This is a genomic window from Rhizobium sp. T1470, from assembly GCF_042140505.1.
GTDB lineage: Bacteria > Pseudomonadota > Alphaproteobacteria > Rhizobiales > Rhizobiaceae > Rhizobium > Rhizobium favelukesii.
Genome location: NZ_CP148094.1, coordinates 314532 through 326702, shown reverse-complemented (window position 1 = coordinate 326702; position 12171 = coordinate 314532). Strand labels below are relative to the sequence as shown.

Annotated in this window: 11 protein-coding genes and 1 pseudogene; 11 read left to right on the top strand and 1 reads right to left on the bottom strand. The window is 58.0% G+C overall.

What is annotated here, in order from left to right; genetic code table 11:
- Positions 1-4 precede the first annotated feature (4 nt).
- The 6 genes and pseudogenes from WGT02_RS35905 to WGT02_RS35880 form a co-directional block, all read left to right on the top strand.
- A complete protein-coding gene (locus WGT02_RS35905; RefSeq protein ID WP_208245647.1) occupies positions 5-799 on the top strand; it encodes an ABC transporter permease in 795 nt (264 codons plus the stop codon).
- 86 nt (positions 800-885) lie between these two features.
- Complete coding sequence (locus tag WGT02_RS35900) at positions 886-1881, top strand: isopenicillin N synthase family oxygenase (RefSeq protein ID WP_208245303.1); 996 nt, start codon at positions 886-888, stop codon at positions 1879-1881.
- A gap of 2 nt (positions 1882-1883) precedes the next feature.
- Positions 1884-2864, top strand: coding sequence for a LysR family transcriptional regulator (locus WGT02_RS35895; RefSeq protein WP_208245305.1), 981 nt, complete (start codon positions 1884-1886; stop codon positions 2862-2864).
- 25 nt (positions 2865-2889) lie between these two features.
- On the top strand, positions 2890-4242 hold the full coding sequence (locus WGT02_RS35890; protein ID WP_208245307.1) for a cytosine deaminase: 1353 nt from the start codon (positions 2890-2892) through the stop codon (positions 4240-4242).
- Positions 4243-4277: 35 nt separating this feature from the next.
- Positions 4278-4502 (top strand): hypothetical protein, encoded by a 225-nt coding sequence (locus WGT02_RS35885; protein WP_208245309.1) that lies wholly within the window; start codon positions 4278-4280, stop codon positions 4500-4502.
- A 214-nt stretch (positions 4503-4716) separates the two neighbouring features.
- A pseudogene (locus WGT02_RS35880) lies at positions 4717-5142 on the top strand (IS6 family transposase); the annotation flags it as partial.
- A gap of 138 nt (positions 5143-5280) precedes the next feature.
- On the opposite strand, the gene WGT02_RS35875 reads toward WGT02_RS35880, so the two are convergent.
- The gene (locus WGT02_RS35875) at positions 5281-6300 is read right to left on the bottom strand and encodes a LacI family DNA-binding transcriptional regulator (RefSeq protein ID WP_024318641.1); all 1020 of its coding nucleotides are present in this window, start codon (positions 6298-6300) and stop codon (positions 5281-5283) included.
- Positions 6301-6471: 171 nt separating this feature from the next.
- Between WGT02_RS35875 and WGT02_RS35870 the strand changes: the two genes are divergently transcribed.
- The 5 genes from WGT02_RS35870 to WGT02_RS35850 all read left to right on the top strand — a co-directional run bounded on the left by WGT02_RS35870 (position 6472) and on the right by WGT02_RS35850 (position 12156).
- On the top strand, positions 6472-7731 hold the full coding sequence (locus WGT02_RS35870) for a sugar ABC transporter substrate-binding protein (RefSeq protein ID WP_208245648.1): 1260 nt from the start codon (positions 6472-6474) through the stop codon (positions 7729-7731).
- Between the two features lie 63 nt (positions 7732-7794).
- Positions 7795-8676 carry a carbohydrate ABC transporter permease gene (locus WGT02_RS35865; protein ID WP_024318639.1) on the top strand — a complete coding sequence of 294 codons (882 nt, stop codon included), beginning with the start codon at positions 7795-7797 and terminating at the stop codon, positions 8674-8676.
- Positions 8669-9505, top strand: coding sequence for a carbohydrate ABC transporter permease (locus WGT02_RS35860; protein ID WP_024318638.1), 837 nt, complete (start codon positions 8669-8671; stop codon positions 9503-9505). Before WGT02_RS35865 ends, WGT02_RS35860 begins: the two co-directional genes overlap by 8 nt.
- 13 nt (positions 9506-9518) lie before the next feature.
- The gene (locus WGT02_RS35855; protein WP_024318637.1) at positions 9519-10661 is read left to right on the top strand and encodes an ABC transporter ATP-binding protein; all 1143 of its coding nucleotides are present in this window, start codon (positions 9519-9521) and stop codon (positions 10659-10661) included.
- 139 nt (positions 10662-10800) lie between these two features.
- Positions 10801-12156 carry a NosD domain-containing protein gene (locus WGT02_RS35850; RefSeq protein ID WP_024318636.1) on the top strand — a complete coding sequence of 452 codons (1356 nt, stop codon included), beginning with the start codon at positions 10801-10803 and terminating at the stop codon, positions 12154-12156.
- Positions 12157-12171 lie beyond the last annotated feature (15 nt).

The following is a 12171-nucleotide window of genomic DNA, read 5'->3' as shown; positions in this document are numbered from 1 at the left end:
CGTCGTGCAGAGCGGAAAGCCGGTCGCCCCGCTCAAGCACGTGCTAACATTGCCGGGCCTCACGACTGTGGCAGCCTTGGTCGGTGCTGTCCTGTTGTGGGAAGGGGCAGCATGGCTTCTGTCGATCCCGACCTATCTGCTGCCCGCCCCGAGCGCCATACTTGGCTCGTTCTCGTCTATCGGCTTCGAACGCTGGGCGGGTCACATCGCTGCGACGCTGCGCGTGGCACTCATCGGCTACGCTATGTCTATTGCCATCGCCATTCCGCTCGCGGTCTTCATGATGCGCTCGCCGTTCCTATCGCGAACGCTCTATCCGCTGCTAGTCGTCGTGCAGTCGACGCCGGTGGTTGCGATTGCGCCCATCATCATCGTGGTGCTCGGGGCCGGCGATGCGCCGCGCATCGTCATCGCTTCTCTCATCACGTTTTTCCCGATTGTCGTCTCCACGGCAACGGGCCTTGCGGCAACCCCACCGGAACTCATCGAGCTGTCGCGCAGCTTGCGCGCCACGGGCCTGCGCGAGATCACCCAGATCCGCCTGCCCTTTGCGGTACCCTACATCTTCTCGGCCCTGAAAATCTCGATCACGCTTGCCGTCATCGGCGCCGTGGTTGCGGAGTTCTGCGCGTCGGAAGCTGGCGTCGGCTATTTCATTCAGCTGTCGACGTCGCTGTTCAAGCTTCCACAAGCTTGGGCCGGGCTGCTGGTGCTCGCCGCAATGTCGCTCCTGCTGTTTCAGGCCGTCGTTTTGACACAGAAGCTCCTCTTTCCCTGGAGCGTGCCGAAAAACGGCTGAACCCACCCCGGAGTAGAAGCAGTCGGGCACCACCCGGACATTGCTCCTCAACCGCCGGTTCGCCGGCATTCACCCAGGAGAATGGCATGAATATCCAGACAGACACACTCGCCGAACTGGCCAAGGAAGCGATCATCGGTGGCGTGGGCACAACGGTCGACCGGGAAATCCCCGTCATCGACCTTGCGGATTTCGACAACCGCAAGCACGAGATCGCCGACGCGCTCTGGCAGGCGTCGGTCGAGATCGGTTTCTTCCAGGTCTACAATCACGGCATCGACCAGGACGGTATCGACGCGGCGTTCGACACGGCATGGACGTTCTTCGAACTGCCGACGGAGGTGAAGGCGAAACCGCCGATGCCGAAGGGCATCAATGCCGGCTGGGAATTCAAGGCGCAGGTCCGCCCCTCCACCGGCACGCCGGATAACAAGGAAAGCTTCCAGATTACCCGGCCGGACATGATCCGCCTGAACCTGTGGCCGAGCGAAGACGACCTTCCGACCTTCCGAGACAAGATGCTGCGCTTCGAGCGCCAGAACTGGGAACTCGGCATGCGCATTCTCTCCTGCTTTGCGTTGACGATGGGCTTCACCGAGGACTTTTTCACGAAGGCGCATGATCCGTCTTCGGACCAATATCAGTCGACGCTGCGTCTCATCCACTATATGTCGATGGAAGGCGCCAAGCCGGAGGACTTCACGTCGTGGCGTGCCGGCGCCCATTCGGATTTCGATTGCCTGACCATCCTTCACCAGAAGGAAGGCGAAGGCGGGCTTCAGGTGTGCCCGGGCAAGGATGCCGCCCTGCATGAATGGACGGATGTTCCGCCGCGCAAGGGCTACATTACCTGCAACATCGGCGACATGCTGATGCGCTGGTCGGATGACCAGCTGCAGTCGACGCTGCACCGGGTACGCATGCCGCGCGAGGATGAGTATATGGGACGCCGCCTGTCCCTGCCCTTCTTCTGCCAGGCAAACCGTGATGCCATCATGCAGGGGCCGCTCGGCAAATATGAAGCGATCACGGCCGGCGAATACCTGACCCGGCGCATCAACGCCAATTTCGCCAAGAAGTGACGTTGAAGATGGTCCGCTGCGGTGACATCGTGGAACAGTCAATCCGACTCCCGTCAGGCAATGGACCAATCATGCTTCATGGACGCGCGCTGCGCTACATCGACGAGGTGGCCCGACAGGGCTCCATTCGCAAGGCGGCGAAGAGATTGAATGTCGCCGCCTCTGCGGTGAACCGCTACATTCTGGAGCTTGAGGAAGAGCTGCAGGCGCCCATCTTCGAGCGCCTGCAGCGCGGCCTGAAGCTCACGAGTTCCGGCGAGATCCTGATCCAGCACATTCGCGAGACCCTTCAGGCGCATCAGCGGATGCGGGCACAGATCCAGTCCCTCAAAGGGCTCAATCGCGGCGAGGTGGTGCTGGCGACCATGGCGACACTTGCTGCCGGCCGGATTGCCGAGATCGTTGCCGCCTACCGCGAAAAGCATCCCCAGGTCAGCCTACGGATCATGGTTGGCGACAGGACGACCGTCGCGGAGATGGTGGCGCTCGGTCAGGCCGATCTCGCCATCGCCTATAACCTGTCGGACGATACCCGCTTGCAACGTGCCGCTGAATTCCGCCATGCGCTGGGAGCGGTCGTCGCACCTGGCCACCCACTCGCGACGCGCAAGACTGTGCGCATGTCGGACTGTCTCCTCTATCCGCTGGTTCTGGCGGATCGATCGCTGTCGCTGCGCGAGGTCGTCGAGGCAACCGCGCCGGCGCGTGCTAGCCTTGTTCCTGTCGTTGAGACCAATTCGATGGAACTGATGAAGCGCCTTGCCAAGACAACCCCGCATATCACCTTCCTCAACCGGCTCGACGTCGACCGAGAAATGGCGTCCGGCGACCTCGTCTTCATCCCGCTGACGGGAACCGGCTCGCTGCAAAGGCTCAATATCCTCCACCGCGCCCGCGGCTCGCTTTCGCCTGCCGGCAGCCATTTCATGCAATTCGCGCAGGAGCGTCTGCTCGCCTCGTTCGACGAGAGTGGAACGCTTTAGCAACCATCCGATAGAGACTCCCGCCATGAACGATCTTTCCATGTTTCCACGCCTTGCCGCCCGTCTGGCGAGAGCAGAACGCATCCGTCTCACAAAGGCGCGCGTGCCGGTGGCGCTGCTTTGCGATGGCATGCCTGTTGACGCAGAGATGGACCGCGACGGTTCAGCTCTCGTCAATATTCTGATCGAGGATGGCAGGGTCGGCGCCATAACGCCCGCCGTTGCCGATAGCAGCGACGATGCAGTCGCTCTGGACGGCCGCCATGTCTGGCCACTTCTGGTCGACGCCCACGCTCATCTCGACAAAGGTCACACTCTGGGACGGGCGCCGGATTCTGGCGGCACACACCCCGGCGCGCGCTCTGCAACGACGGCAGACCGCCTTGCCCACTGGACTGCCGACGACCTTGTGCGACGGATGGAATTCGGCCTTGCTACGGCCGACGCTCATGGCGTGGCAGCCATTCGCACTCATCTCGACAGTCACGAGGGGCAGGCGGAGATCACCTGGAACGTGTTTGCCGAAGCTCGCGAACGCTGGAAAGGCCACATCCTTTTGCAGGCTGCCGGCCTCGTCCCGCTCGATGCCTATCGCGGTGACTATGGCGCTCGCCTTGCCGATATCGTTGCCGGCCATGGCGGCTTGCTCGGCGGCGTGACGCGCGCCTCCGGGGGCACGCATGCCTCGGGCCTTGACGATATCGACCAGCTGCTCGACCGGCTGTTTGCGCTGGCGAAGGAGCGGGAACTGGATGTCGACCTGCATGTCGACGAGGCGGCACAGGCCGATGCGCTGCCGCATGTTGCGCGCGCCGCCATCCGCCATGGCTACGAGGGTCGCGTGACGTGCGGTCACTGCTGCTCGCTTGCACTGTTGAAGGAAGAGGAGTTGCGCGACAGGATCGCCCTGATCGCCGATGCCGGCGTTTCGATTATCACGTTGCCAACCGTCAACATGTATCTCCAGGACCGCCAAGGTGGCCGCACGCCGCGCTGGCGCGGGGTAACGCCCGTGCAGGAGATGCGGGCGGCCAGCATTCCGGTAGCAGTCGCCGGCGACAATTGCCGTGACCCGTTCTTTGCCTATGGCGATCACGACATGCTCGACACCTGGCGGCAATCGGTGCGCATCTTGCATCTCGACCACCCTTACGCGGATGCGACCGCGCTTGCCGGACCGGCACCGGCCGGCATTTTGGGCATCGACACCGGCAGGATCGGCGTCGGGCGTCCCGCAGACCTGATGATCCTGGAAGCATGGAGCCTTGACCAGGTCGTTGCTCGCCCGCATTCCGACCGCGTCATCCTCCGCCGCGGCCTCTATGCCAATAGGGCATTACCCTCCTACAGCATGCTCGGCGATTTCCAGCTGGCCTAAGCGGTAGCGTCGCCTTAACTTGGTTGGGGCACAGCATGGCCACCATGGTTCCAGTTTATGCCGCGGTCGACAGGGTGATCTCGCGCCACGTGTTCATGGCGGCGTTTCGTTTTTGCGATGTTCGGCAGTGTTGGTCCGGTCGCGGTGAAGATCGAGATGAAGGAACGCTGGCGCGCGCGCCCAGAGAGGACCTGGCCGATCAAGGCGCCTTTCGCGGGCGCCGGTATGGCAGCCGCTATGGCAGATGGAAGAATGAATAGCCAAATTGGCGAAGAGATACCCGTATTTTCCCTGGAGAACATTTCGGTCAGCGCCGGATGGCCGTTTGTCTGTGGAAAGGCCATGACTCGATCGGGTAATCCTTTCAAATTGCGAGAGAGATGACCGTCGCCCCTGCACAGATCAGAAGGCAGCGTCGCCTTAACATTTGCGGCGGTGTTTACAGGCAGGAGCCCGAACCCGCCGACCGATGTTATGACGCACCGCTACAAGCGTCATGGTTTTTCCCGCTGAGATTATAGCGCATGCTGTGTGGCTCTACTTCCGCTTTCCACCTGCGTCACGTTGAAGATCTGCTGGCTGAGCGAGGCATTGGAGTTTCGTTCCAGACACTCGCGGGATGGGCTGCCAAGTTCGGCCGGAAATATGCCCGTGCCATCCGGCTGCGCTCCAGGGGAAGTTTTGCCGACAGATGGCATCTGGACGAAATGGTCGTTGCTATCAAGGGCAACAAATACTGGCTGTGGCGCGCCATCGATGCCAATGGTTATGTCTCGATGCTCTGATCCAAAGCCCCCGGAACAAGAAGGCGGCCTTGAAGCTAATGCGAAAGCTCCTGGAGGGCCAGTGCGTCACACCGCGTGTCATGATCACCGATAAGTCAGATCCTACGACGCAGCCTGGCTGAACCAGCGGGGCCTATTTCAACATCCAGTTATTATCCGCCATGTCCTCATAATTACCTCTTTCCTTGCCGCGTACGCGCTGAAAAATCGGCCGAATGCTCGCTCAACCAGGCGCTCCCGCTCGTGAGTCAGATTACAACGAGCACACCGAAGTTCGCTCGACCAGTTTACAGGGCATAACGCGACTGCTCGGACGAGCCTTGCTTCCCGCCACCACGCTATTCAACAATTCCGCCCCTTCCAGACCTAAATCGTAATAAGGCAAGGCCGCAGTGGTCAGTTCCGGCTTCAGCGCCAAGGAAACCGTCCGGAAATCGTCAAAGCCGACAATACTGACATCCTCGGGGATGCGGAGACCCAACGCCATGGCCGCGATGTAGATTTGGATCGCCATTTCGTCGTTGCCGCTCATGATCGCGGTCGGTCGATCCTTTTGTTGAAGCATCTCGGTGGCGGCAGCAAAAACGTAGTTCTTCTCTGCTCCTACCGGTCCTTCCATCCCGAGACGGATAGTCAGATCGCTCTCTGCAAGGCCGAAGTCCCCGGCGGTTTTGCGGAATGCATCGAGCCGCAGCTCCGCGCCAAGCAAAATGGGATTGAGCCGGATGTAGCCGATCTTTCGATGGCCCCTTTCAAGCAGATAGCGTGTCAGATCCTGAGCACCCTGGTAGTCATCGGGTTCGATCGATGGCAACAACTCGCTCGTTTGAGGCCGACAGTTGATCATCACCGTGGGGATGCTGACATCGCCGGTTTCGGGGTCAATGATGCGATGGTACATCGTTATGTAGAGAACACCGTCGATGCGATGCGATTGGAACATTCTCCAAATTTTAATTTCCTGCTCGAACGCACCGCCGGTGTTTGCCATCAGGATGGTTTTGCCGTTAACATTAGCCCAATCCTGTATCCCGCGAACGATATCCACTGAATATGGCGTCGTCGACACGTAGTCAGCGATTATGCCAAATGTGTTGGAGCGACTTGAGCGTATTTGGCGCGCGGCCATATTGGGTACGTATCCGAGGTCTCGAATTGCCCTTTCTACCCTCTCCCTCGTTTCCTCGGTCACATATGGTTCGCCGTTAATGACCCGAGACACGGTTTTGTTGGAAACCCCCGCCACTTTCGCGACGCTGACTATGCTGACCATACCCGCTTCTCTCCTTGTTGGGGTCCCTTTTAAAGCAAGCTCATGACAACGTCGACATATTTCTATGACAACGTCGACATCAGACGTTGACAACGTCGTCATACGGGGACTATGTTCGCGGCAAGAAGGAGGGCTCAGTGCAAGGCGCAACGAGCCAAATGGGAGGTATCGATGAAGAAATTGCTTGGTGCGAGCGCACTCGCGCTTGTTTTCATGGCCGCCGCTGCCAACGCCGAAACCATCAATATCCTGGTCGAGGGCGGCGGCGAAATGTTGCAAAAGGCGGTCGCCGAGAAGTTTACTGCCGAAACAGGCATCAAGGTGAACTTCACGATCGTTCCCTATCAGGGTGTCTTTGACAAGTTCTCAGCCGAAATCGCCTCTGGCTCTTCCGCGTTCGATGTCGTGACGATCGACGTCGTGTGGAATGCGAAGTTTGCAGACCATGTCGAAGACCTCGCACCTCTTTTCACCGATGCGGTTCGTGCGGATCTGCCGCCTGTCTTGCTTGCCGATGCGAAGGTCGGTGACAAGCTGATCGGCATGCCTGCCTGGGCCAATGCCGAGATCGTGTTCTACCGCAAGGATCTATTTGAAAAGGCAGAGGAAAAGGAAGCTTTTCAGGCCAAGTATGGCTATCCTCTGGCGCCACCCAAAACCTGGCAACAGTGGCGCGACATTGCGAAATTCTTCACGCGTGACACTGACGGTGATGGAAAGACTGACTTCTGGGGCGCCGACACCATCGGCACGTTCTCAGAGGAGTGGATGACGCATGTGCTGCAGGCGGGTTCGCCAGGGGTGATCCTCGATAAGGACGGGCAAGTCATCATCGACAATGAGGCCCACAAGAAGGCACTTGAATTTTACATCGCGCCGCACTGTATTGATCATTCTGTTCCTGAAAATGTGAACGAGATCGGCTGGGGCGAGGCGCAGAACCTGTTCTACCAGGGCAAGACCGCGATGATGAAGTTTTGGGCGCACGCCTACAAGATGACGCCTCCGGATTCAAAGGTCAGTGGCAAGGTCGGCGTGGTGCCAATGCTGGCCGGTGACGCCGGAATCGCCGCTATTCCCGGCCCTTGGTACAACGTCGTTCCCTCAACATCCCAGCACAAGGACGCGGCGAAAAAATTCATCTCGTTTGCCATCGCCAATAATGCCTTGGGTATCGAAGCTCCCCTCGGCCTCGCCGCGACGAATTCCGCCTATCGTAGCTATTCAGGCAAGACCGGTTATGAGCACTTCCCCCCGCTTCTTGAGACGCTGAGTGCTCCTGCCACGCAGGGCCGGCCGATCAATGAAAAATATCAAGAAATAGTCGATGAAGCTGTTTTGCCGGCTATCCAGCAGGCACTCACCTGCAAGGCAGATATCGGGGAGGTCCTGACGGAAGCCAAGGAAACGATCGAGGACATTCTCAACTAGCCTCGTACATTCCTCAACATCGTGGGGCAAAATATGCCCCACCCTTAGCTTTCGGAGACGGACATGTCGGGTGAAGACCGATTTGTACTTTGCATGCTCGCGCCCGCAGTCGCCATCCTCGGCCTGCTGGTCGCTTATCCGGTTGGGCTTCTGGTATTCGATTCGTTTTTCAAAGTCGATACGATCACGCCTCATATACGCGAATGGGTCGGCCTGCAGAACTATGTCGACGCCTTGACATCGAAACGTGTCGCAGAGAGCGCTCTGCGGACCCTTCAGTATTCGGTCTTCGCGCTGTTCTTCGAGTTTACGTTTGGCTTCTCTGCGGCGCTGCTTTTTTCGGCGCTTGCCGGTAAATCGCGGTGGCATCGCACGATCTTCGCTCTGCCGTTGATGGTTCCGCCCATTGTCGCGGGTTTGCTGTGGCGATTTCTGCTCGTCGGCAATATCGGCATTCTGAACTATGGACTCGTCCGCTTGGGTCTCATCAGCGATCCCGACGCTATCGCATGGTTGTCCAGCGAAGATATCGTCATCTATTCTGTTTCCTTTGCTGACATTTGGCTGACCACCTCCTTTGTCGCCCTTGTGTCCTATGCGGGGTTGACGAACATCCCAAAAGACCTGCTGGAGGCAGCACGGATCGACGGGGCGAATGCGCTCAAGCGCTTCTGGCATGTCACTCTTCCTCTGATGCGGCCGGTGATCGCCGTCGTCGTGATCGTGCGGGGCGTGGATGCTGCAAAGACATTCGACCTGATCTGGATACAGACACAGGGTGGTCCCAGTCATGCTTCTGAGGTGTTCTCGATGAATATCTACCAGCGCATGGTTCGGTTCGGCGATCTTGGGGAGGCGTCCGCCTCCGGAACGTTGTTTCTCATCGTGATGATGTTTTTGGCGGCGGTCGCCTATTGGAAGATTTGGAGGCCGGTACATGCATAGAGCTCCCCGCCTCAATGTCAGTGGAGTCCTGATCAACGCGGCAGCCCTCGTGTTAGTGCTATCCTACGCGCTGCCTTACATTTATCTGCTTATGACCTCCATAAAGCCGGCGGCTGATGTCCAGCAGATCCCGCCAAGCTTCTTTCCAGCTGTCGTGTCATTCGAGAACTTTCGCGAAGTGCTGCGATCCTCAACCTTGCCGAGAGCCTTCGTCAGTTCTCTCACCGTCGCGGTGCTGACGACTGCTCTCTCACTGTCAGTGGCCGTGCCTGCTGCTTACGTTGCCACCCAGTACCGGCGCCGGATCACCACCATTTTCCTGCTTTTCGCACTGGTGACGCGCATGGTGCCGTCGGTGGCGCTTGGGGTGCCACTGTTCCAGCTTTTGAAGTCGCTGGGTCTGCTCGATACCATTCCAGGCCTGGTGCTCGCTCACACATCGGCCGCGGTACCACTGGCCCTGCTGCTCATGTCCGCCTTCTTCGAGGGCATACCGAAGGAGCTCGAAGAAGCGGCGCGCATGGATGGCTGCACACGATTCCAGGCGTTTCGAAAGATCGTCCTTCCGGTCACGACAGGGGGGATAGCGGTCACCGCGCTCTTCACCTTCATCACAAGCTGGAACGAGTTTCTCTACGCGCTGCTGTTGACGTCCGAGGCGACCAAAACGGCGCCGATCGTCATCGCCGAATACAATTCGGTCTACGGGCTTGCCTGGGGGGCGATGACCGCCGCAGCCGTCCTCTACTCGCTGCCGGTCATCATCGTAACGCTAGCACTTCAAAAACAAATCGTCGGCGGCCTAACTTTCGGCGCTGTAAAGGGATGAAGGAGGCAAAGGTATGGCCGGCATAGAACTGCGCAATATCAACAAGGTCTACGGAAACAGCTTTCACGCTCTGCACGATATGAGCTTCGACATCAGGGATGGCGAGTTCATGGTGTTCGTCGGTCCGTCAGGATGTGGAAAGTCGACGGCGCTGAGGACGATCGCTGGCCTGGAGAGCATTACTAGCGGTGAACTCAGGATCGGTGACAGGTTAGTCAACGATGTCGATCCCAAGGATCGCGACATCGCCATGGTCTTCCAGTCCTATGCGCTCTACCCGCACAAGACAGTGCGGCAGAACATTGCCTTTCCCTTGCTGATGGCAGGCCTGCCGAAGACCCAGATTGCCAGCCGCGTAGACGAAGCCGCGCGCATCCTCGAACTGACGACTTTGCTCGACCGCAGGCCGGCATTCCTTTCAGGAGGCCAGCGTCAGCGTGTCGCCATGGGACGAGCGATCGTCCGCAAACCAGCGGCCTTCCTGATGGACGAACCGTTGTCGAACCTCGATGCCAAGCTGCGCGTGCAGATGCGCGCCGAGATCGCCAGCCTCCAAAGAAAACTGAATGTCACTACGATTTACGTGACCCACGACCAGGTCGAGGCGATGACGATGGGTGACCGCGTAGCTGTCATGAAAGGCGGCGTGCTGCAGCAAGTCGACACGCCGCAAAACCTGTACAATCGCCCTGACAATGTCTTTGTCGCCGCCTTTATCGGATCGCCCTCGATGAACTTGTACGAGGCCGTTCTGAATGGAAGGACGCTGACCCTGGGCAGCAACAGTTTCGAAATCCCTGACCGGGTTTTCGAATACCGCCCCTCGCTCAATGGTGCGTCTAACCGGCAGGTCATTGTCGGTATCCGGCCCGAGCACATGAACGACGCCGCAGTCCGGCCTTCTTCGGCCGAGATCTCGGCCCCGGTCACTCTTGTTGAGGCGCTAGGTTCTGAATCCATGGTGCATCTGAATATCGACGCACCCTGGGTGGATGCTGGCGACCCGGACGCCGTCGCCGACATCGGCGACGAAAAGGCTGCTGTAGCCCGCTTTTCCCCAAAGAGCACCGTACGCGCAGGTGACATCGCGCGCATCGCTGTCGATGCCGACGAACTCCATTTCTTTCAACCCGACAGCCGCACCAGCATCTGGTGATGGTTCGCGGGCTTTTGTTCCAAACTCGAACGAGAGAGCCGGTTGCACGCATATCCCAGGCGGCTTTCGCACGACAAGCCAATCAAGAACATCGGTCGCTCTCGCTGTGGAGCAGGAAATGGCCGAGGAAAGATGAACAATGGCAAGTGAAAACTTTTACGACGTAACATGCTATCACGCAGGAAACCCCTATGAGGATATCGGATCGGTCATCAACAGCATCATTGCGGATATTAAGAGCAGGCAAACGGTTCCCGACCTGAATGGCGGCGGAAAGCCTGGAGCAGTGATCTATATACCGCCAGGCGATTATCGTCTTGTCACTCAAGTCGTTATAGACGTGAGCTATCTGAAGATTGCAGGCTCGGGACATGGTTTTACGTCGTCGAGCATCCGTTTCAACACACCCGCAGACGAGCTGGCACAGTGGCGCGAAGTGTGGCCGGGCGGAAGTCGCATACGTGTAGACATTTCTCCAGAGGCCACCGACGGTGAGGCTGCTGGAGCCGCGTTTTACGTTAAGCGCACCGGAAATCCTCGTATAAGCTCCGTGGAGTTTGCTGACTTTTGCATCGATGGCCTGCACTTCATTGACGATGGTTCGGGGCAGAATGATGCAGAAAATACATACAAGAATGGCAAAACGGGAATCTATGTAGGCAGCGCCAATGACTCATTTCGAATAACGGGGATGGGGCTTATCTATCTGGAGCATGGTGTTACTGTCCATGATGCAGATGCGCTGGCGATAGACAACAATTTCATTGCAGAGTGCGGCAATTGTATCGAATTGAAAGGTATGGGGCAGGCCTCAAGAATAGCAAATAATTTTGTCGGAGCCGGATATAGGGGACACTCCATTTACGCTGAGAATTATGGGGGCATTCTCGTATCCTCAAACAACGTATTCCCTCGAGGCGCCAGCAGCATCTATTTTTCCGGCGTGGTGCGTTCCTCGATCACAGGAAATAGATTCCATTCCTTCTACCCCGGAATGCTGGTTTTTGCTGCGAACTCCTGCGAGAACCTTGTTTCCTCAAATCACTTCTTGCGAGATCGCGAGCCATGGGCACCCATGCAGAAGTACGATAACGGTCTGGATGATCTGTTCGGACTTTTGCACATTGATGGCAGCAACAATTCGTTCATCGCCAACCACATTTCAGAGACGATCGATACTCAATATATCAAGCCTCTCGGCGTAAAGCCCGTGATCGTCCACGTGGTTGCCGGCAACGGCAACTACATAGCCAATAATCACATCGTGGCCACAACCGAAATGTCGCACATCAATGATGCAGCAAACAGTGCCTGTTTTTCGACACAGGTAGGCGCATTGCTGTCAACGAACAATTTGAAGACGCTCGAAGTAACTGCAGTGCTGGTGCAAAGGGGTTCGGTGCGGAATACAGTCTTGGATTCAGGCAGTGACGACCAGGTCGAGATGGACAGAACAATGAATGCATTCAGGGGTACTCCGGTTCCTCGGCAATAGATAGTCGGCAAAGTT